The organism is Pseudomonas sp. HN11, assembly GCF_021390155.1.
Lineage (GTDB): Bacteria > Pseudomonadota > Gammaproteobacteria > Pseudomonadales > Pseudomonadaceae > Aquipseudomonas.
Window position 1 is genome coordinate 3233948 of sequence record NZ_CP089985.1, and the last position, 20739, is coordinate 3254686.

Consider the following 20739-nt stretch of genomic DNA (forward strand, 5'->3'; position numbering starts at 1 on the left):
AGCACGCGCGCTCCCCCCATTTTTAGGAAAGAAATGAGCAGCCTGAGCAAATTGCTGAGTGTCCTGGACCTGTTCGGTCCACAGACATTGAAGATCGACCCCGACACCATTGCCGAGCGCATGGGCCTGTCACGGGCGACTGTGTACCGCTACGTCAAGGATTTGTGCGACGCTGGCCTGCTGGTCCGGGTGGACGCCGGCAGCTATGGCTTGGGGCCGCGCGTCATCGAGCTGGATTGGATGATGCGCCAGTACGACCCGATCCTTGTGGCCGGGCGTGAGCTGATGCACGAACTGTCCGCGCAAACCGGCCTGGCGGTGTTTGCCAGCGTGTTTTATGACGGGCGGATCATCAACACTTACATCGCCGAACCGACCGACACCTACCACTTCGCGTTCGGGCGCGGACAACCGCTGCCATTCTTTCGCGGCGCACAATCGAAGGTGTTGATCGCCTTTCAGAAAGGCCGACGCTTGCAACGCTTGTTCGATGAGCACATGGCCAACGACCCGCACAGCCCGTATGACTGGGCCGGCTTCGCCAAGGCCGCGAAAAAGATCCGCAAGGACGGTTACTGCCTGACCCATGACGAACTCAACCTGGGCCTGACCGGCATCGCGGCGCCCATCTTCCAGGCGGGCCTCGACGAAGTGGTCGGCAGCCTCTCGGCCGTCGGCAGCTCGCAAAGCTTCAAGCTGCTGCGCCAGGAAACCGTGGTCGAAATGGTCATGGACACCACGCGCCGCATCGCCGAAAACATGCGAAACCAGCTCAGCAGTACCGCGCCCTGACCGGCACAAGCAATGGGCGGGCACGGTACCTAGGCGATCAGAACGGAACAGCCACCGTCAACTGGCTGTACAGGTTGGTGCCATTGCCGCCGACCTGATTGCCGCCTGAATTGGCGCCCTGTTCGGGTTTGTAGAAGCCGATCAGCGGCGTGATGATCAGGTGCGGGTTCACCGCCCACTCGGCGTACACATCCAGCTCGCGCCCGTTGAGGTTCAGCGCATTGCTTTTGCGCAGGGTATTGAAGTCGAAGTACAGCGCACCCAGGGTCAGGTTTTCCAGCGGGGTGGCTTTCAGCCCGACATGCTGGATGCGGGTATTGGTGTTGAATGGCCCGGCGTAGTTACCGGCGACTTCACCTTGGAACCACGTGCCGTAGCCCGCGCTCAAACCGGTGAACAGTGCGTCCCATTTTTGCGAGTAACGGGTATACCGATAAGTCAGCTTGGGCGCCCAGGCAATATCGGCAAAGGTGTAGCCGGCTTCGCCATACCAGGCCGTCTCCGGGCCGGTGTCCTTGTCTTGCCAGGCGTATTCGAACGCCAGGCTGACGTTCTTGATCCCGGCATCCCCTTCCCCGCGCACGCTGTAGACGTTCATGCCTTTGCGCTGGCGTTGAAAGTCGCTGGCCCATTGATCGTTGACGTCAATGCCATGAATCCAGGTCAAGCCGATTGTGCCTGGCTGGCTGGTGTAATCCAGCGTACCCGCGGCCAGTTCGGTTTCGGCCTGCACGCGGTTGTCCGATTTGAGCCACAGCAGGCTGCCATGCAAGCCCTCTTGCCCGCCCAGGCGCAATACGGCGGTCTGATCAAACGCGTGCCGTGCCGCCAGGTAATACGCGCCGCCACGGTTCATCGTGCCGTCGGCCGGGCCTTTGCCCAGGTTCAATCCGTCATCGTTGATCAGAAAGCCACGGCCCACCTTGACTACCTGGCGCCCGCCGGAAATATCGACACCGTCCTTGCCCAGCGCCGGGAACAGGTCGCCGGAACGCCAGCCGAGGTAGGCGTCTTCGATCTTGGTGGTGCGTTCATTACCCAGGCTATTGCCGCCCGGGTCGCCATCACCCCAAGTGGCAGAGCTGACCAAGGCGAACGCCCCGTACGCGGTGCCATTGCCGCCCAACGCCTGGTCGCCGCTCAAACCATACTTGATATAGCCCTCACGCCAGGTGGACCCGCCTGAGGTACCGTCGTAATTCTTGCGGCTGTTGAACTGGCCGAACACGGCTGTCATGTCGGCGTTGAGGTGACGGCTGTCATCGCTGTACAGCTCATAAGCCTGGGCCGGGTAAAGGGTGCATAACGACAATGTGCACGCAAGCGTGCTTCCAAACACTCGACGATTCAGTGAATTCCGCATGGCTCAAGCTCCTGTGGGTGCGCCTTTTAGAAGGCTGTCTTTGGTATTGGCACAACACCGGTGCAGTCTTGGCTGCACCGGCTTTACGAGGACTAGCCGAAGACGGTGAAAGCGGTATCCAACGCAGCAACGATCAGGTCCGCTTCATCGACCGTGAGGGTCAGCGGCGGCGAAAGAATGATTTTGTTGCCGATCGGTCGCACCAGCACGCCGGCGCGTCGCGCTTCGTCAGCGATCCGCGATGGCTGGCCGCCCGCCGGGTCCAGGGGCTGGCGCGTGGCTTTATCGGCCACCAGGTCCAGGGCAATCATCAGGCCCTTGCCACGCACTTCGCCGACGACGGCGTAACGCTCGGTCAACGGCCGGAGCTGTTCGTGCAAATACGCGCCGACCCTGGCGGCGTTGCCCGGCAGGTCCTCGGCTTCGACGATATCCAGCACCGCCAGTGCCGCCGCGCACGCGGTCGGGTGCCCGCTGTAGGTGTAGCCGTGCATGACCATGCTGCTGAAGCCGGCACTGTTTTCGATGGCGTCGACGATGCGTTGGTTGAACAACGTGGCGCCCAAGGGGATGTAACCGGCCGTGATGCCTTTGGCCAGGCACAGGATGTCCGGTGCAACGCCCCAGCCGCGACTGCCGAGCATGCAGCCGGCACGACCAAAGCCGGTGACCACTTCGTCGGCGATCAACAGGATGCCGTGGCGGTCACACACCTCGCGCAGGCGCGGCCAGTAATCGGCTGGCGGCACGATGACGCCGCCGGCGCCTTGTACAGGTTCGGCGATCAGCGCGGCAATGGTCTGCGCGCCGAGCAAGGCAATCTGATCTTCCAGCTGGCGGATACAGTGCGCCGTCAGCGCGTCGGGGTCACGACAATCCCAGGGGTTGCGATACAGCCATGGCGTATCGAGCAAATGGCAGCCGGCCAACAACGGGCCATGGTTGTAGTGGTAGACCCCGTTGCCCCCCACTGACGTGCCGCCCATGTGCACGCCGTGATAGCCATTGCGCAGGGACAGGAAACGCGTGCGGCCCGGCTCGCCACTGGCGACCCAGTATTGACGCGCCATTTTCAGCGCGGTCTCGACCGCATCGGAACCGCCGGAACTGAACAGCACCCGCGCCATGCGCTCCTGGGCGAACAGGCCCGTCAGCCGTTCAGCCAGGTCGAACACGCGCGGGTGGGCGATGCCGTCGAAGGTCTGGTAATAGGCCAGCTCATCCAACTGCGTGGCAATCGCCGCCTTGACGCTGGCACGGTTGTGCCCGATGTTGACGTTCCACAAACCGCCTACGCCGTCGAGCATGCGATGGCCGTCAATGTCAGTGATGTAGTTGCCGTCGCCCTTGGCGATGATCAGGGTTTTGGAGCGCTGCGCCGGAGCGCTGGAGCCCATGGGGTGCCAGAACTTTTTCTCGGCCGTCTGGTATTTCTCGTACATGCTCAGGCCTCCGGTGCAACTGTTGGCTTACGCACGAACAGCAGTTGCTGGCCGGTGAATTCCAGCAGGCCTTCAAGGCCGAACTCGACACCAAACCCGGACATCTTGCTGCCGCCGAACGGTGTATTCGGTTGGATCTGCGCATGGCAGTTGACCCAGGCAACACCGCTCTCGAGCCGACTGGCCAGGGCCTGGGCTTGTTCGACATCCGGCCCCCAGACCGAGCCGCCCAAGCCCATGTCGCTGGCATTGGCGCGGCGCAATACATCCTCGACATCGCGGTAGGCGATCAAGGGCAGCACGGGGCCAAACTGCTCTTCGTCGACCAGGCGATGGCCGTCGGTCACGTCCGCGACCAGGGTCGGCGGATAGAAGAAGCCGGGATGATCCAGGCGGGCGCCACCACACAGCACACGTGCACCGTTGGCTCGCGCATCGGCGACCAGCGCATCCACCAGTTCCAGTTGCTCGAGGTTCTGCACTGGGCCAAAGGTGACGCCGGCCTCAAGGCCATCGCCCACCACTTGGCGCGCCGCGATCTGCGTCAGCGCATCCGCGAAGGCCTGATATTGCGATTCGTGGATGTACAAGCGTTTGAGCGCGGCGCAGGTCTGGCCCATGTTGAGAAAGGCGGCCTGGAAGATCTCTTCGGCCACGGTTCCGACGGGTGTGCCAGGCAATACGATAGCCGCGTCGTTGCCACCCAGCTCCAGGGTCAGGCGCTTGAGATTGCTCGCGGCGCCGCGCATCACGCTTTGCCCGGTGGCGGTGGAGCCAGTGAAGACGATCTTCTGGATACCGCTGTGGGACGTGATTGCACTGCCGAACCCCTGCTCGCCCGTCACGCAGTTGATCACGCCGTGAGGCACATGGCGGGCAATGATCTGCGCCAGGTCCAGGGTGCTCAGAGGGGTCAGGCTCGACGGTTTGCTGATCACGCAGTTGCCGGCACGCAACGCGGGCATGATGTGCCATGCAGCGATCATGAACGGCCAGTTCCAGGGCGTGATCGACGCCACCACGCCCAGGGGTTTGCGGTGCAGTTCAACCCGTTGGGTGGCGGTTTCTTCTACCAGCTCCACGCTAATGTCCTGCCCGGCGGCGTAACGGGTCCAGGCGGCGGCGCCCATGACTTCAGAGAACGCCAGCTCCAGCGGCTTGCCCTGCTCCATCACAATCAAGCGGGCCAGCGACTCAGCCTCGCACTCGATATCTGCGGCGATGGCCAGCAAGCGCTCGCAACGATCCGCGTGACTGCTGTGTTGCCAGGTTTTGAACGCCTGCTGCGCCGCGTCGACCGCCTGGTCAAGCTGGCCCAGGGAGCCCGCCGGGCAACGGGCAAAAGCAGCACCGGTGGCGGGGTTGATCACATCGAACTGCCCCTGGTCACCGGCAACCTGAACCCCATTGATGAGCATCTTGTAATTGTGCATTTGGAACCTTCCTTTCACACGCTGACGAGCCTGGCCGAGGGACGGCAGGCCGGTATTGTCTGGAGAGTCGAGGGGCCTCAGAGCTTGTGGCTGCCCAGGGCGAGAAACCGATGCGGCGCAATCTTGCGCAGGCGTGCGGCAAGCACCACGCCGATGATCAAGGCCAGCGGAATGATCGCGCAGAGGCCGTAGGACAACAGTTGGCTGGCACCGGTCAACACGTCGAAATGCACCACGGCCAGCATCAGCACCAGCACCAACGCCAGGCACGAGAACCCCGGCAGGATGCGGCCGCGCCAGAGCCCGACGCTAAGCTCGGGATGGCGATGGAAGTAGACGCACACCGCGACCGACGTCAATGCCATCAGCAGGATCACGCAGAGCGTGGCGAGGTTGGAGAGCCAGGCGAACAGTTGCAGGATCGGGTCGGCATCCAGCGCTGCGAAGATCAGCACCACCACCGCGGCGATCAGGCTTTGCAAAGCCGAGCCCATGTGCGGGCTCTGATGCACACGGTGGGTGGTGCCCAACACACTGTGCAACAGGCCATCACGGCCGATGGCGTAGAAATAGCGTGCGGCTGCGTTATGGAACGCGAGCAGGCCGGCATAGATGCTGACCATGAACAGTATGCGAATGACTTGGGTCAGCTGCGGCCCGACAAAGTGGTCGGACATGCCGTAGATAAACGTGGTCGGGTCCTGCAAGGCCTGCAACATCGGCACGATTTTGTCCGCGCCCACTCCCACGACCATCGACCACACCGAAATCGCGTAGAACCCGCCGATCAGCAGCACTGAGCTGTAGGTGGCAATGGGGATAGTGCGCTGCGGATCCTTGGCCTCTTCGCCGTAGATGGTCGTGGCTTCGAAGCCGATGAATGCCGCGAAGCAGAACAGCAAACCGATTGACGGCGTACCGCTGAACACATGACTGCGATCAAATGCGTCAAGGTTGATACCGCTGTCGCCACCGGACTTGAGGATCGCAAAATCAAGGATCAGGATCGCCAGGTACTCGGCGATCACCACCACCGACAGCACCCGCGCCGACAGGTCGATCTTGCGATACCCGAGGATCGCAATGCTCGCCATCGCCATCAGCGAGTACGACCACCAGGGCAATACCAGGCCAAACACACTGTCCATGGTGCCGCTGACGACACCGCCGAACATGCCATACAGCGCGACCTGCAGGATATTGTAGGCAAACATCGCCAACACCCCGGCGGCACCGCCGGCCAGACCGCCCAGGCCACGGGAGGTGAAGGCGTAGAAACCTCCGGCGTTGGTGAGGTGCTTCGACATGGTGGTGTAGCCCACTGAAAACGCCAACAGCACCAGCAAAGCCAGGATCAGCAACGCAGGCGTCCCCGCCCCGTTGCCCAGCATGATGCCAATCGGGAAGCCGCCGGCGATCACGCTGAGAGGGCTCGCCGCCGACACTACGAAGAAGATAATGAAGCCGACACCCAGGGCGCCACGCTTGAGCTCCGTGGAGCTGTTGACCGGGATAGATACACTCATTTTGTTGACCTTATTGTATGAGGCAGTCGCTTTTTTGGGAGGCCCGACCAGACTCCATCGGGACCTATTCGCGTTTTGTTTTAGTTGCGCGCTGAATTTGATCCTATGCCCGCCTCCGAATGCCTCGCTATCCCAAATCGGTAGCATCCGTAGCGCCGCCCCAAAACAGGTCGAACGCGCATTGGCAATCCAACAGGTGTTGCCGATTCGGGATAGTCGCCAGTGCTTTATGGCCCGCATGCTAGCGTCGCTCGCGCTATACCCGGACGCCGGCAACCACAAGAAGAGCGAGGGCCCGATCCGTGGCCCCTCGCCGCCAAAGCCCTCTGTAGGAAACCCCAGTCATGCGTCTAACTCACCTAACCATTCAATGGCGAATCACCCTGCTGAGCGGACTTTGCCTGCTGGCTGTCGTCGGCGCGCTGGTCGGCGCCTCGGTGTACCAGAACCAACAAAGCGCGCATTTGCTCAAGGCCCAGAGCAGCCAGTTGCTAGGGCAAGCCGCCGTAGAGCGCTTGCAGGCCCAGGCGGCCGCGCATGGTCAACACGTGGAGCGCTTCTTCAATGAAACCGCGCTGTATGGCGAGGGGTTCGCGCAACAGGTCCTGCAACTGCGCGAGCAAGCACTTAACGGCCGCCTGAGTGCCGCGCAATTGCGCGAAGCGTTGATCAGCGCGACTCGCCAGACGCTACTCAACCGCGAAAAAATCCTGGGTCTGTACGTGATACTGCTGCCGGATGCACTGGCCGGCGCAGACAGTGATTTCGTCGGGCAACGCAACCTGGCGGGCAACGAGAAAGGTCGCTTTGCCCTGTATTGGTCCCAGAGCCAGCCAGGGCGGCTGGTGCAAGAGGTGCTGACCGAAGCGCAGATCACCACCAATAACGCCCCTCCCGGCAGCGATCCGGAAAACGCCTGGTACGTCTGCCCTCAAGCCCAACACCGCACCTGCGTGGTTGAGCCGTATACCAGTGAAGTGGAAGGCCGCAACGTGCTGATGAGCAGCATTTCCGTGCCGCTGATCGTGAATGGCAAGACCCTGGGCGTGGTCGGCATGGACATCAGCCTCGAGACCCTGCAAAAGCTCGCTGCCAACCTCGGCCAGGACCTGTACCAGGGCAACAGTGAGGTGACCATTCTGTCAGCTGCCGGCCAGGTGGCCGGACGCAGCGGCGAGCTATCGACCCCCACGCTCGATATCCGCCAGGCCCTGGACACGGTGGCCGGCAACCCGCCGTGGCAACTGGAAATCAAGGTGCCGCAAGCGTTGGTGCAGGCACCTGCGCTGCAGATGCAAACCGAATTGGACGACAAAAGCCGTGAGGCCAACTGGCTCAACCTGGGCCTGGGCCTATTCGCCAGTTGCCTGGGTATGCTGCTGATCTGGCTCGCCGCCTACGGCGTGACCCGTCCGCTGTTGAAGGTGGCCGGCTTGCTCAATGCCATTGTCGAAGGCGACGGCGACCTCACCCAACGTTTGCCCACCGGACGTCGTGACGAATTGGGCCAACTGTCCGATGGCTTCAACCGTTTCCTGGACAAACTGCAGCCACTGATTCGCGACATCCAGACCGCCTCGCTAGAGACGCGCAACAGCGCCGATACGTCGTCGGGGATTGCCCGGGAAGTCAGTGCGGGCATGCAGCGCCAGTACCGCGAAGTGGAGCTGGCGGCGACCGCATTGCACGAAATGAGCGCCAGCGCCCAGGAAGTCGCGCGCCACTCCCACAGTGCGGCCGACGCCGCGACGGCGGCGGAAAGCGCCAGCCGCTCTGGCCAGGCGATATTTTCCAATGTCGAGACCAGCATCATCAGCCTCGATCAGCGCCTGGACACCACCCTCAAGCAAGTCAACGCCCTCGCCGACAGCAGCGCACAGATCGGCCAAGTGCTGGACGTGATCAGCGCCATCGCGCAACAGACCAACCTGTTGGCATTGAATGCGGCCATCGAGGCCGCCAGGGCTGGCGAACAAGGTCGGGGTTTTGCGGTGGTGGCCGACGAAGTCAGGCACCTGGCGAGCAACACCCAAAGCTCGGTCGAGCAAGTACGCACGGTGATTGAGACCCTGCAACAGCTGAGCCAGGAGGTGGAACACAGCACCCAACAGAGCCGCGAGCAAGCCGGCAGCAGCGTGATCCAGGTGCAACAGACCCGCACGGCGCTGGAAAATATCTCCCAGGCGGTAGACGTGATTGAGCAGATGAACCAGCAGATCGCCAGCGCCGCCCTGGAGCAAAGCACGGTGGTAGAAGACATCAGCCATCGAGTCAGTGACATTCGCGGCATCAGCGAAACCCTCACCAGCCGCATGCACGATGCCTCAGCGGCGAGTATTTCATTGCATGCCATGGCCAACCATCAACAACAACTGGTAGGCCATTTCCGCGTGTGAGAGGACTTGGCGCAGGGAGGCGCCCAGGTTGGATTACCGGCTGATTACCGGCTTTAAGGCCCTAGCGCAAGGTAATGCGCGTGGTCAGCTCCGACGCCGCGCCAGTGACCATATCGCACAGGTAGCTCTGCTGGAACGCATGGAAGCGCTCACTGCGCCCGACCAATGTCATCAGCTGGCGATAGCGGCCCGGGCGGTTCGGGACGGCAGTTCGGCAAACAGTTCCTGGTACTGCGCGGCAAAATGGCTAAGGTGAAAAAAACCCCATTGGGCAGCGGCATCGCCGATGGTCAGTTGGCTTGCACGGGTGGACATCAGGGTGCGGCGCACGCCGTTGAGCCGCACGGAGCGCAAGTAATTCAGGGGGGTCGTGTCGGTCACCGAGCGGAAGCTGTTCTGCACGGTGCGTCGACTCACCTGCAGGCGCTGGCACAACTCAATCACGCTGGGTACGTCCAGCATGTGCTCGGTCGCCAGGCGGTGGCATTTCTCGACAATAAAGCTGCGCGTGGAGCTCGCCGAGCGCTGGGACTTGTCGCAGGCCGGGTCGCTCATCAGTTGCAGTAACTCGCCCAGCATCGCCTGCTCCAACGCCAGCTCACTCTGCCGGTTGCGGGTACTGTCGAGGTCCTCGTGGACCAGGGCCTGGGCGAACAGCGCCAGCAGGCGGCGACGCGCCTGGGCAAACCGTGGGCTGGAGACCCGGATCACCGGCTGGCGCAGCAACTGGCTGACCTCCTTGGGCGAGGCGGTTTGCGCCAGCGCCTGCTCGAACAGCTCGCTCTCAAAGGTGATGGACAGCAACTCCATACCCATCGGCATATGAAACATGAACTCCTCGCCACCGTGCAGGAAGAACAGGCTACTGTCATTCACGTCACGGCCCTGCATGCGAATCGACCCCGGCACCGTGATCGGCACGGCAAAGCACATCTTGCCTCGCGGTGATACGCCGTGCTGCACCACGCGCTGGTTGATCTGCTCGCGAAACACGTGGCAACCCGGCGTCGTCAGTTGCATGAGCGAGCACTCGGCCGAACCGGCGGTCAGCTGGCTGTAGTCCTGGCTCCACTCCTGCACAGTGGCCGCATGGACGTGGATGTCACGAGAATGACTGATGCTCTGGTTTCTCATGAAGTCGAAAACCTCGGTCGATCTTCTTGTTTTCAGGTCGCCTTGCTATGTGATATTCGCAGATAGCAGAAATTCTGCAAATTCTTTATGCGTCTCTCATTTCACCCAAGCCTGCAAGCAGAACGCGCGTTCCGCATGTGCCGATTCGGGCTACCGGTTCAAGAAGCGCCCCGGAGATGATCGGCACACGTGAAGCCTAAGCGCTTCATGCCCTAGCTGACCATTTGCGGACACTGTTCTTCAATGCGCTGGACATTTTCGGTGACGCCTCTCTCAAGGCATGAGCACGGCACATTACTCCTGGAGCACAACATGACTGAGCACCTGAACCACTTCATCGCCGGCGCACGCGTCGAAGGCTTCGACGGCGGTCGCATAGAGCTCATCAACCCGGTCACCGAGCAGGTCTACGGCAGTTGCGCCCGCGGTTCGGCCGAGGACGTCGACCGGGCTGTCGAGGCCGCACGCAGCCAACTCGAGGGCGGTGTCTGGCGCCAGCTGAACGGCGCACAGCGCGGCCGACTGCTGCTCAAACTGGCGGAACTGGTCGAGCGCGACAGCGAGTTACTGGCCGACCTGGACGCTAATGCGATTGGCCGCTCCCCCGTCGAGCCACGCCGGATGGACCTGCCCAACGCGATTGCCAACCTGCGCGCGGCCGCCGGCTGGGCCAACCAGTTGGAAGGCCGCACCATTCCCACCGGCGGTTATTTCGGCACCCGGACCCTCTCGTACACCGTACGCGAACCGGTCGGTGTGGTCGGCGCCATCGTGCCGTGGAATTCGCCGTTGATGATCACCGTCTGGAAGCTTGCCGCATTGCTGGCAGCGGGCTGTACCGTGGTCATCAAACCGTCGGAAGAAACCCCGCAGTCGGCCCTGCATCTGGCGGCACTCGCACAGGAAGCGGGGTTCCCGGACGGCGTGATCAACGTAGTCACGGGCTACGGCAACGAAGTCGGTCGCGCCTTGTGTGAACACCCGCATGTCTCCAAGATCAGTTTCACCGGCAGCCCCGACGCGGGGCGTGAAATCCAGCGCACCGCCGGCGTGCTGTTTAAGCGCGTGGCCCTGGAGTTGGGCGGCAAGAGCCCGCAGATTGTGTTTGACGATGCCTCGTTTGATGACGCGCTGCGCGGGTGTGCACTCGGCCTGTTCGCCAACCAGGGCCAGGTGTGCGCCGCCGGCTCACGTATCCTGGTGCAGCGCAGCATCGCTGAGCGTTTCGGCGCGGCGCTGGCCGATGCCGCCCGGTCGGTCAAGGTCGGTGATCCGCGCCAACCCGGCGTGCAAATGGGCCCGGTGGCGAAGAAAGCGCAATTTGATCGCGTCAACCGTTACATCCAGCTTGGCATCGATCAGGGGGCTTCTTTGCTGGTCGGAGGCGTGTCCACCCCTGATCAGGGCTGGTTCGTACGCCCGACTATTTTCGCCAACGCCCGCAATGACATGGCGATCGCCCAGGATGAGATCTTCGGCCCCGTCGGCACGGTGATTACATTCGACAGCGAAGAAGAAGCCGTGGCATTGGCCAACGACTCCACTTACGGCCTGGCAGCTACGGTATGGACATCCGACCTGGCACGCGCGCACCGCGTAGCCGCAGCGGTGAAGGCTGGCGCCATCGGCGTCAATTGTTGGAGCCCGCTGGATGCCAACCTGCCGTGGGGCGGCGTCAAGGCCAGCGGCATTGGCCGAGAAGGCGGGCTTGGCGGCGCGCTGGCCTACACCGAGGAGAAAGTGATCACCGTGCTGCTGCCCGCCTGAGAACAGTTACTGCACCTACCATCCTTTCGACCACGGCCGCAGAGGGTGGCATTCAATCGTGCGTTTTCGACGCCCTGATAATCAATGAAGAGACTGCGATGAACACTCAAAAACAAGCAACAATTGATCGGTATCCCGCGTCCCTGCGCATCTTGCACTGGGTCCGCGCCGTGGTCATAGCCGGCCTGCTCTGGGCCGGCTGGCACATGACAGGACTTGATGATGCAGTGGTGAGTAAATACACGCTCTACTACCCGTGGCACAAATCGTTCGGGGTGCTGGCATTTCTGCTGGTGCTGGTGCAGATCGCTTTGCGTGTTCGCACACCGGCACTTCCGCAGCCACCGCAGACTCTGGCGGCGCATGAGCGTTTCCTCTCGCGGTTTGTACAACGCTCAATGTACGTACTGATCGTTGCCGTCCCGCTGATGGGGTATTCGATGTCGAGCACCTACACCATGAGCGACGGGGTGTTCTTTTTCGGCGTGAACCTGCCGGAGCTGCTGACGAAGAATGACGATTGGTTTGTCGTCTTCCAATGGCTGCACAGAGTACTCGCCTATATTTTATTGGTGCTGATCGTGGTTCATATCGCCGGTGCGCTCAAGCATCGATTGTTCGACCGCGACCTTCGCAACGATGTATTGCGCCGAATGCTGTGAATGGATAACCGTGCATGGCGGTATAGCGCCGTAGCTACCCGGCTGTACGTGACTATGTGGCGATGCTGATCGAGCTGGTTTGAAGGAGAGACACGTGCATACTCTTCAATGACGTGCTGCTGACTATTGAATCAATCAAGGATGTGATCCACTCCAGGCTACGGGTGCCACCTGCAAGAACTGTCGGAGTTCCACCAGCAGCGTTTCCATCGCGTAGCGACTCGAGCCTGGGCCGTCATATTTCAAGGCAGGCATGATGTTTTCAACGCCGCCGTAACGCCATACCCCCTCTTCTTTCTCATCCTGCTGCAGCGCTCGCGCAAAGATCGCCAGGTCCCTGCGGGCACGTGGAATACCTGAAATGCGCTCGACCCAGCTCTCGTAACGCTGGCGAACTTCCAGCACGGAGCCATGAATGATGGCCAGGACGCCACAGCGTGTCCTGTTGTGAAAGGCAATATTCGACAGCCCCAAGTAAGGCCGCTGGTAGTTCAATGGCTTGGGACTGATCGCAGCTGGCAGGTGAAAAACCGCCAGATCGATCTCCGGGTACTCCACCAACTGCATGTCCGGATGGCTCAATAATCGCTCACTGCGCGCAAGATGATCCATGCCCAAGAGATAGCAATGCTCGTAACGCTCGGTATGGTCCAGCACCTCCTCGACGAGGGGTAAAACCGCTCTGTAACTGAGCAACAAAGCGGTATCGGCATCGATATTTCCCGGCAGTTGCACCTTTGCCGCCAAGCTATTGAGTACAAAGGCGGTTTTTAGCGCTTGAGGTGACTCCCCCCGCGAAAAGTCGCCAAGCCTGGCGATGTCGATCAACAGTTGCTGATGATGCATCGCATGGGACGGCGATAGAAAAGCATAAATCGAGGCCAGCCCATCCAGGTCAAAGTGGTCGCTGGTGACGATCTGTGCACCATCGACGTTAGCGCCTTCCTTGAGAAAGCTGAAAACACTTTGCGTGGAAAGGTTGGCCTTATAGCGCACAGGGGTCTTGTTGGAAGGCCAGTGCGACAGCGTCAGTAATGTCGAAGCATTATCAGTGGAGTCCAAGGAGATATTTGGCACGTCTGCGGTATGCCCAAGCGGTAAATACCCGTAGGGGCTCTCGCGGTTGATACGGACGGCCTCATTCATGCAGGAAGCCGGCTTGCGCGGTGAATGATCGGTGAGCGCCAAGTGGCAAGCACCTGCCTGAATCGGTACATAGGCTATTTCCCCATCGGTGCCCAACCCGTACCTTAAGCAAGAAAGGTTTTCGCGACGAATATCGGTGGGTTCCCCATTGATCAGGACCGCGCCAGGCCCTGCAATCGCACTCATCAAATCGATGAACTGGTTATTGACGATCCCGATGGGGCGCCCGCCCAGTACTTTTATCTCGAGGTTTTTCACCTGTGCCTCAACGTCGGGATCGGTAAGAAACTCAGGGGCGCGCTCCGGCAAAACGGACAGTAGATTCATCGTCGGCTTTCCTTCGAGAGAAGGGTGCAGCGTCAGCTTATAAGCTGTCGCCGCACCTTTATTGAGGGAGGTGCTGGTCTCGGCGCAAGGCGCGATCAAGCAGGGTCAAACGTCGGTTGCTCGGCTTTTTTTCGGGTGACCGGCCTGACGGTGAAGAAGATCAATACCGACAGCACGGCGTACACACCAAAGAGCCACGCCGCAGCGCTCGATGCGCCGACGACACCACCAGGCGAAGAGAACCCACCCAGGTTGACGATCATGCCGGCCAATGCAGCGCCAATGGCCGTCGCGATCAGTTGGACCGTGGTGATCGACGCACCCGCCAGCTCCTTCTCATCGTCGGACACGCTCTCAAGTACGCGAGTCAGCAAGTGCGGCCATGCCAGCCCAATCCCGGTACCGATCACCAGCATCCCGGCGCACACACCCACGACATTGATGATTGAGGGGCCGGACCGAGGCACGAAGATAAATGCCAGGATCAACCCGCCGACAATGAAGAACGGCGCAATGCCAATTGCCCGGATCGCTGGGTTGGGCTTGAGCCCGGAGCTGTACAGCGCTCCCAAGGTCCAGCCAGCCGCCATCAACGCACTGATGTAACCGGCCAGCAGCGGTGTTTGCAGGTGCAGCACTTGCAGAAAGTACGGTACGAAGACTTCGCTGGTCATGCCGACCACCATCAAACCCATGGAAAAATACAACGGCAACAGCGCGCTGCGGGCAGTCAGCGCGCCCTTGGGTAATAACCGAAAGGTTGAACGGACTTCCACCCGGTAAACGAAGTACAACAGCAAGAGGCCGACCGCCAGGCCCAGGACGCTATAGACCGCATCCGGCTTGATACTGCCGACTGAAATTGCCAATACGACGCCACTCAAAAGCACCAGTTGCGCCAGCGGGACGCCAATACGGCGTGGAGCTTCGGTGCTTTTTTTCGGCAGCAGTGCCCAGGCCAGCAACATGAATAATGCGGTGACTGGGATGAGTGCCCAGAAGGCTGCGCGCCAGGCGTCATACTCAGCGAAAACGCCACCCACGGCCGGCCCGATCAGCGTTGCCGCCCCCCACATGCCAGAGATCAACGCCATGGCCCGCGGCCACAAAGGCTCGGCGAACACCAATCGAATCATGGCGTAAGGCAGCGCGAACAACAGCCCCCCACCCAACCCTTGGATCGTCCGGCCCAGGATCATGACCGCCATGTTCGGCGACAGGCTGCAGACCGCGCTGCCAATGGCGAAGATCACCCCCGCCAAGACATAGGCGCCCCTTGCGCCCAAGCCCGTCAGGCATTTGGTCGACAGTACGGAGCCGATGATCGAGGCCACTACAAACAGCGTGGTGTTCCAAGCGTAATAGTCGAGGCCGCCGATGTCCGCGACCACGGAAGGCAAAATCGTCGTCACCAAGTAGACATTAATTGCGTGAAGCGCAACCCCTCCAGCCAAGGCCGCAGATCGCAATCCGTTCTTTCCAAGTAGTAATGCCGACCACCCTGTCGTAGATCTCATCTCGATACACCAAGTCTGATTAACGTAAAGCCACTTTATTATAAAAGTATTTACTTGTGTAATTATTTATCCCCTATATTGCCTCCTCAACGGCGGTCGATTACGGTGATTCACCGCCTATGGGCTTTAACCGCAGGCGCAGGTTTTCACCCACCAGGCATTGCTCGACAATCGACAATTGCTGGGCCTCGGCCAATGACGTGAGCCCATTGATTCCCAGCAATGGCCGGGCATCACTGCCTAAAAACAGGGGGGCGACATAAATCAGCCACTCATCCACCAGGCCGGCAGCCGCCAAAGCGCCGCACAGCACAGGCCCGGCCTCGACCTGGACTTCGTTACACCCCTCCTCCGCCAGGCATGCCATGACCTGATGCAGGTCAAGACGCCCCTCCCACAGCCCAACCTGGCGAAAGCGTACGCTCTCAGGCGACACGCCCTGTGGCACGACTGCCGGGCCATGAAAGATCAGGGTGGGCGCCTCGCCATCCCATACATGGGCATCGGTGGGGCCTTTGAGATCCTGGTCCAGCACCACCCGCAGCGGCGCGACAAACGCCGTCTGCGGATCCGCCAGACGCACCGTCAAACGCGGGTTATCCGCGTGCAGCGTGCCGCTGCCGGTGAGCACTGCGCAGGAACGGGCGCGCCAGGTTTGCACGTCGTCCCGGGACTGCGCCGAAGTGATCCACTTGGACTCTCCATTGGCAAGGGCTGTGCGCCCGTCCAGGCTCATGGCCAACTTGATCCGCACCCAGGGTCGCTTACGCTCGATGCGCGAAAAGAAACCTTGGTTCAGCTCCCGCGCTTCGGGGCACGGCAGGTGATCAACCACCACCCCCGCCGCCCTGAGCCGTTCGATGCCCTGATTGTCGTGCTGGGAGCGGTCGACACTGGCGACCACCACCCGCGCTATACCGGCATGGATCAACGCATCGACACAGGGCGGGGTGCGCCCGTGGCCACCGCAGGGCTCCAGCGTGACATAGGCAGTGGCACCCCGCGCCTGATCGCCCGCTTCGCGCAATGCATTGACTTCGGCGTGTGCCTGCCCTGCCCTTACATGCCAGCCCTGGCCAAGCACTTCGTCGTCCCTGGCAATCACGCAGCCAACCCTGGGATTGGGCGTCGTGGTGAAGGCGCCCCGATCGGCCAATGCCAGGGCGAGCGCCATGAAATGGCGATCGCACAACGGCGCCGCAGTCATGTGCGAAGCAGCGCCAAGAGATACACCGCGTCCCCATGCTGACGCTCGATCACCACCAGATCCTGCCAGGTGAAGCCAAACCCTTCGAAGGTTTCGCGCACGCTTTGCTCAGTGAAAAAGTAGCCTTGACGCTGGTTGTCCATTGCTCGCCAGCCTGGCGTCGGGTTACTCGCATCGACTCCAAACACGTTCAGCCCGATCAAGGCGCCCGGCCGGGCGAACTGACGGATGTTGGCCAGGTAGGCGCGCCACTCGTCAGGGTGTTGATGATGGAAACAACCGTTGTCCAGCACGGCGTCGAACTGTTTGTCCGCAGCCGGCTGCCAGTCCTGCAGCGCGCTGCACACCAGTTGCAGGCGCTCGCCCCAACGCTTGCGCAGCAGCGGCCAACTGGAGTTTTCAACAATATCCAGCCCCGTCACACGGTGCCCTGCCTGGATAAACTCCGACGCGTCCCGCGCCCGGCCGACGCCCACGTCCAGAATATTCTGGTCCGGCGTCGGCCCCAGTGCCTCGAGAAACACCCGAGCGGCCTTGGCCATGCCGATGTCCCACGACCATTCGTCTTCGCCATGGCTGTAGCGGTGCACGAACGAGGTATTGAGTGCCCCGCGGTACGACGGTATGTCCATGAATTGCGCTTGTTTGTTCATGTCTGGCGATCCTTGGGTCAAGAGGCACGACGGGTGGCGATACCGTAGATATGGCCGTCATAGGAGCTGGCCAGGAAATCATCGCTGGCAAGGCTGTGGGTGATGCAAGAGATACCGCTGGCCGTGGGACGCTGCACCTGCTGCCAGGAACGGCTGGGCAAGTCGAACAGCGCAATGGTGCCGCTGTAGTTGGCGGTGGCAATGACCTCGCCGTCGGCGGAGGCACAAATGCACTTGATGGAGTTGCGGTGCGGCGTGTCGTAGACCTCATCCCCGCTGTCCAGCCACAGGCGCAACTTCAGGTCACGGCCAATACTGGCGAAACCGCCATCGACCCGGCAGCAACCGTTGGAGATACGCGTGTGGGCATTTTCGATATGCCGTACACAACGCAAGTCGTCGATCGAGTGCAGGGCTGCGGCCGCCGAAGCGCACACGCTGAACAAGTGATGCTCATTGGCGGCTACGCCTTTGATTGCGTTGTCGTGCATCGGGATCGAGGCCACCAGCTCCAGGCTGTTATCGCCATGGATGACAAAAACCAGGCCTTCACCGGTGTAGGTTCCGATCAGCGCGTGGAGCTGGCCGTTGCGCTGAAAGGTAGTGCCACAATTGAGAGGCGAACGGTGCTGGTACAACAGGCGTCCGCTGAGCGCATCGAACACCTGGCCCATCTGCCCGCCGGTGAGCAACAACGGTCCGAACGGCAACAGGAAGTTGCAAAGGCTGCCAACGCCGCTCAACGGTTGGTTATCGCGAAACAGCAAGCCGGCGTCACCGATGCTGTACTGCTGTCCGCCGCTGGTGACCACGGCATTGATGCTGACCGCCGGCTGGATCCCTTCCACAGTCCACTGGTCATGTTCATAATCCCAGGTGGCATAGCGCGAACCAAAGGTTGCGAACACCAGCGCATCGCTGCCGACGAACGCACAGCTGCGCGGCCAGACAATACTCGGCAGATTGGTGCTGCGCAGCTGTTCCAGTTGCTCGCCGTCGAAGCGCCAGAGGATCGCCAGCCGGTCATAACTCAAGGTCACCAGCAGCTGTTTTTCGTCGTTCCAGACAATGCGCTTGATCCCCGCATCATGGGCGGGGATGGCGCGGATATCGCCCTGATGGATGATCGAAATGCGCCCTTCGTCATCCCCGGCAAATACCACGCCGGCGCGGGTAATGGCGACGGTATCGGTCTCGACGCCGCCGATGTCGACTTCATCGCATTGCTTGAAACTGGCGGTGTCCCACTGGCGCACGGTACCGTCGTCGCTGCTGGAGATCAGGCGCTTGCCATCCGGCGACCAGACCACGGAAATCACGTCCGCCTGATGCCCGCGGCAGGTGCCCTTGAGGTTACCGTCCAGGTCGAAGAGGCGCAGTTGATGATCGCGCGAGCAGGTCGCAATTGACGTGCCGTCCGGTGAGAACACCGCCATTTCCACATCGTCGTCATGCCCTGACAGCACGGCCTTGAGGCGCATGCTCGGCACTTCCCACACGCGGGCGGTGTAGTCGCTGCTGGCACTGACAAGGTAGTTGCCATCGGCACTGAACGCGCACTGGTTGGCCAGGTGGTCATGGCTGACGCGGTGGATCGAATGCCCGGTGCGGGCATTCCACAAGATGACTTGGTTGTCGTAACCGGCGGTGGCGATGAATTCACCCGCATGGGCGGCGACACCACTGATAGGGCCTATATGTTTCATCGAAAATTCCTTTTCCTTGAGAATGAAATCAAAGCTTGATGGTGTGCCGCGACTTGCTGACTTTCGAGCGCAAGTAGTTGTGGTTATGTTTGGTCAGGAACACCCCGGTAGGCACGGAACTGACCACATCGATCCCGCCGTCGCGAAGCTGCTTGACCTTGTCTGGGTTATTGGTCAGCAGCCGGCAGCGATTGACATCCAGAGCACGCAGCATGGCGACCGCCGGGGCGAAACTGCGCGAGTCTTCCGGGTGGTTGAGCTCCAGGTTGGCCTCGTAGGTGTCCATGCCCGCGTCTTGCAGCAGGTAAGTTTCAAACTTCGAATACAGCCCTATTCCGCGCCCTTCCTGACGCAGGTAGATCAGGTAGCCGCCTTCGGCATTCAATGCCCTCAGTGCTTCCTGCAACTGCGGGCCGCAATCGCAGCGTTGGGAGCCGAACACATCGCCGGTAATGCATTCCGAATGCACCCGAACCAGCGGTACTTCGGTATCCGGCTGGCCGGCCCTGACGGCAAAATGTTCGTTGTGTTTGTCAAAGCCTTTGAAACCAAAGAACTGGGCATTGACGGAACCACCAAGAATCGAGATGGGGACTTGCGTATGCAGCGTTACTGGAGTGTCCATGACTAAGCCTCTATGCGGGTGAGACGTTCTGGTCAACGTTGTTTTCCACTAAACGGAATCCCATGACATAGATGGGTCTTGGATAACGTCCATGTCGGCGCTGATTGCGCGCAAGATCCCTGAAACGGGTGAAGCTGCCTCCACGGGCCACTCGGTGCCGACCAACATCCAGCACCAGGTCATCACTGATTTCAGGCCCGCCCGGGTACGCCTGATAATCGTCGGCAACGTACTCTTCCACGTTGCCGGCCATGTCCAGCACGCCAAAGGCTGAGGCGCCTTCAATAAAGACGCCGACGGGTGTCGTTGTCAGCAGTCCCAATTCGATGGTGTTGGCGTACTCGACATTGAATGTTTCGCCCCAGGGAAACTGCGCGCGTTGCAGCCCCGCGGCTGCGTATTCCCACTGTGCCTCGCTGGGCAAGGCAAACGCGCGCCCGGTGCGACGGCTCAACCATTGGGCGTAGGCGTCGGCATCGATATCACTGACGCTGTACACCGGGTGGTTGGCCTGGTGCTGGGGAAAGCGGCCAAAGGCCCAACTGGTCGGCAAGAACGGATAACCGGTGTCCAGCAGAAAAGCGCGATATTCGCTGTTGGTCACCGGGTAGCGACCGATGCGAAAGCTCGCCAGGCTGACCCGATGGTTGGGGGTTTCTTTCTCGATCCAACTGCGGTCCAGGCCCAGACCTGCGTAGGCCGTCATGACTGCGTCCACGCGTTGCGGCTCCAGGCCGATCTCCACCTGGGCGGCGGGAATATCGCGCATGTCGGGGTTGAATACATCGATACGCGGGTCGCCCTTGCAGCCCAGCACCTCACCGGCGGCAATTCGTCGGACCAGGGGTTCGGCAGCGGACTCGACCATCCGCAGCAGTTGCTCGATAGGAGCACTCATCAACTGTCCGGTGGCGTCGGCGATTTGCCGGCTCAATTCATATTCCACGTAAGCCGCCGGGTAGCCCATCAACTCCCGATCAGACACGTTCTTTGGCAAGGGGCTCGGTAACGTCGGCCAGTGCCAACCGTATTGATTCTTCATA

16 protein-coding genes and 1 pseudogene are annotated in these 20739 nt (G+C 61.0%); 5 read left to right on the forward strand and 12 right to left on the reverse strand.

Translation table 11 applies throughout. The features are described 5' to 3' along the window. The first annotated feature begins 33 nt into the window (after positions 1 to 33). The gene (locus tag LVW35_RS14735) at positions 34 to 792 is read left to right on the forward strand and encodes an IclR family transcriptional regulator (RefSeq protein WP_233890823.1); all 759 of its coding nucleotides are present in this window, start codon (positions 34 to 36) and stop codon (positions 790 to 792) included. A 37-nt stretch (positions 793 to 829) separates the two neighbouring features. Here the strand turns inward: LVW35_RS14735 and LVW35_RS14740 are convergent, their stop codons facing one another. From LVW35_RS14740 to LVW35_RS14755, 4 genes are all read right to left on the reverse strand, one after another. Then, complete coding sequence (locus LVW35_RS14740; protein WP_233890824.1) at positions 830 to 2155, reverse strand: alginate export family protein; 1326 nt, start codon at positions 2153 to 2155, stop codon at positions 830 to 832. Between the two features lie 92 nt (positions 2156 to 2247). Then, entirely contained in the window at positions 2248 to 3597 is a 1350-nt protein-coding gene (locus LVW35_RS14745; RefSeq protein ID WP_233890825.1) for an aminotransferase class III-fold pyridoxal phosphate-dependent enzyme, read from the reverse strand. A gap of 2 nt (positions 3598 to 3599) precedes the next feature. Beyond that, entirely contained in the window at positions 3600 to 5030 is a 1431-nt protein-coding gene (locus LVW35_RS14750) for an aldehyde dehydrogenase family protein (protein WP_233890826.1), read from the reverse strand. 77 nt (positions 5031 to 5107) lie between these two features. Next, entirely contained in the window at positions 5108 to 6556 is a 1449-nt protein-coding gene (locus LVW35_RS14755; RefSeq protein WP_233890827.1) for an APC family permease, read from the reverse strand. A gap of 344 nt (positions 6557 to 6900) precedes the next feature. Here LVW35_RS14755 and LVW35_RS29200 point away from each other — a divergent pair. Together LVW35_RS29200 and LVW35_RS29205 are read left to right on the forward strand one after the other, a co-directional pair. Then, positions 6901 to 8094 (forward strand): annotated as a pseudogene (locus LVW35_RS29200) (PDC sensor domain-containing protein); the annotation flags it as partial. Positions 8095 to 8196: 102 nt separating this feature from the next. Further along, the gene (locus LVW35_RS29205; protein WP_442799684.1) at positions 8197 to 8952 is read left to right on the forward strand and encodes a methyl-accepting chemotaxis protein; all 756 of its coding nucleotides are present in this window, start codon (positions 8197 to 8199) and stop codon (positions 8950 to 8952) included. A gap of 171 nt (positions 8953 to 9123) precedes the next feature. Here the strand turns inward: LVW35_RS29205 and LVW35_RS14765 are convergent, their stop codons facing one another. Continuing rightward, entirely contained in the window at positions 9124 to 10086 is a 963-nt protein-coding gene (locus LVW35_RS14765) for a helix-turn-helix domain-containing protein (protein WP_233890829.1), read from the reverse strand. A 312-nt stretch (positions 10087 to 10398) separates the two neighbouring features. Here LVW35_RS14765 and LVW35_RS14770 point away from each other — a divergent pair, with 312 nt between their 5' ends. Next, a complete protein-coding gene (locus LVW35_RS14770; RefSeq protein ID WP_233890830.1) occupies positions 10399 to 11853 on the forward strand; it encodes an aldehyde dehydrogenase family protein in 1455 nt (484 codons plus the stop codon). Between the two features lie 98 nt (positions 11854 to 11951). Continuing rightward, on the forward strand, positions 11952 to 12515 hold the full coding sequence (locus LVW35_RS14775) for a cytochrome b (protein ID WP_233890831.1): 564 nt from the start codon (positions 11952 to 11954) through the stop codon (positions 12513 to 12515). A gap of 135 nt (positions 12516 to 12650) precedes the next feature. Here LVW35_RS14775 and LVW35_RS14780 read toward each other — a convergent pair whose 3' ends face one another. The 7 genes from LVW35_RS14780 to LVW35_RS14810 form a co-directional block, all read right to left on the reverse strand. Next, a complete protein-coding gene (locus LVW35_RS14780; protein WP_233890832.1) occupies positions 12651 to 13988 on the reverse strand; it encodes a DUF6687 family protein in 1338 nt (445 codons plus the stop codon). 95 nt (positions 13989 to 14083) lie between these two features. Then, complete coding sequence (locus tag LVW35_RS14785; RefSeq protein WP_267924848.1) at positions 14084 to 15505, reverse strand: MFS transporter; 1422 nt, start codon at positions 15503 to 15505, stop codon at positions 14084 to 14086. Positions 15506 to 15605: 100 nt separating this feature from the next. Next, on the reverse strand, positions 15606 to 16712 hold the full coding sequence (gene ribD, locus LVW35_RS14790) for a bifunctional diaminohydroxyphosphoribosylaminopyrimidine deaminase/5-amino-6-(5-phosphoribosylamino)uracil reductase RibD (RefSeq protein ID WP_233890834.1): 1107 nt from the start codon (positions 16710 to 16712) through the stop codon (positions 15606 to 15608). Next, the gene (locus LVW35_RS14795) at positions 16709 to 17365 is read right to left on the reverse strand and encodes a class I SAM-dependent methyltransferase (protein WP_233890835.1); all 657 of its coding nucleotides are present in this window, start codon (positions 17363 to 17365) and stop codon (positions 16709 to 16711) included. The genes ribD and LVW35_RS14795 overlap by 4 nt, the downstream gene beginning before the upstream one ends. A 17-nt stretch (positions 17366 to 17382) precedes the next feature. Further along, positions 17383 to 19071 carry a WD40 repeat domain-containing protein gene (locus LVW35_RS14800; RefSeq protein ID WP_233890836.1) on the reverse strand — a complete coding sequence of 563 codons (1689 nt, stop codon included), beginning with the start codon at positions 19069 to 19071 and terminating at the stop codon, positions 17383 to 17385. A gap of 28 nt (positions 19072 to 19099) precedes the next feature. Then, positions 19100 to 19696 (reverse strand): GTP cyclohydrolase II RibA, encoded by a 597-nt coding sequence (gene ribA / locus LVW35_RS14805; RefSeq protein ID WP_233890837.1) that lies wholly within the window; start codon positions 19694 to 19696, stop codon positions 19100 to 19102. 10 nt (positions 19697 to 19706) lie between these two features. Further along, positions 19707 to 20738: a formylglycine-generating enzyme family protein gene (locus LVW35_RS14810; protein ID WP_233890838.1), complete on the reverse strand. Its 1032-nt coding sequence runs from the start codon at positions 20736 to 20738 to the stop codon at positions 19707 to 19709. Position 20739: the final 1 nt, after the last annotated feature.

Coding starts and splice junctions, on each gene's coding strand:
- LVW35_RS14735 (WP_233890823.1), top strand. CDS start 34: ATGAGCAGCCTGAGCAAATTGCTGAGTGTCCTGGACCTGTTCGGTCCA.
- LVW35_RS14740 (WP_233890824.1), bottom strand. CDS start 2,155: ATGCGGAATTCACTGAATCGTCGAGTGTTTGGAAGCACGCTTGCGTGC.
- LVW35_RS14745 (WP_233890825.1), bottom strand. CDS start 3,597: ATGTACGAGAAATACCAGACGGCCGAGAAAAAGTTCTGGCACCCCATG.
- LVW35_RS14750 (WP_233890826.1), bottom strand. CDS start 5,030: ATGCACAATTACAAGATGCTCATCAATGGGGTTCAGGTTGCCGGTGAC.
- LVW35_RS14755 (WP_233890827.1), bottom strand. CDS start 6,556: ATGAGTGTATCTATCCCGGTCAACAGCTCCACGGAGCTCAAGCGTGGC.
- LVW35_RS29205 (WP_442799684.1), top strand. CDS start 8,197: ATGCAGCGCCAGTACCGCGAAGTGGAGCTGGCGGCGACCGCATTGCAC.
- LVW35_RS14765 (WP_233890829.1), bottom strand. CDS start 10,086: ATGAGAAACCAGAGCATCAGTCATTCTCGTGACATCCACGTCCATGCG.
- LVW35_RS14770 (WP_233890830.1), top strand. CDS start 10,399: ATGACTGAGCACCTGAACCACTTCATCGCCGGCGCACGCGTCGAAGGC.
- LVW35_RS14775 (WP_233890831.1), top strand. CDS start 11,952: ATGAACACTCAAAAACAAGCAACAATTGATCGGTATCCCGCGTCCCTG.
- LVW35_RS14780 (WP_233890832.1), bottom strand. CDS start 13,988: ATGAATCTACTGTCCGTTTTGCCGGAGCGCGCCCCTGAGTTTCTTACC.
- LVW35_RS14785 (WP_267924848.1), bottom strand. CDS start 15,505: ATGAGATCTACGACAGGGTGGTCGGCATTACTACTTGGAAAGAACGGA.
- ribD (WP_233890834.1), bottom strand. CDS start 16,712: ATGACTGCGGCGCCGTTGTGCGATCGCCATTTCATGGCGCTCGCCCTG.
- LVW35_RS14795 (WP_233890835.1), bottom strand. CDS start 17,365: ATGAACAAACAAGCGCAATTCATGGACATACCGTCGTACCGCGGGGCA.
- LVW35_RS14800 (WP_233890836.1), bottom strand. CDS start 19,071: ATGAAACATATAGGCCCTATCAGTGGTGTCGCCGCCCATGCGGGTGAA.
- ribA (WP_233890837.1), bottom strand. CDS start 19,696: ATGGACACTCCAGTAACGCTGCATACGCAAGTCCCCATCTCGATTCTT.
- LVW35_RS14810 (WP_233890838.1), bottom strand. CDS start 20,738: ATGAAGAATCAATACGGTTGGCACTGGCCGACGTTACCGAGCCCCTTG.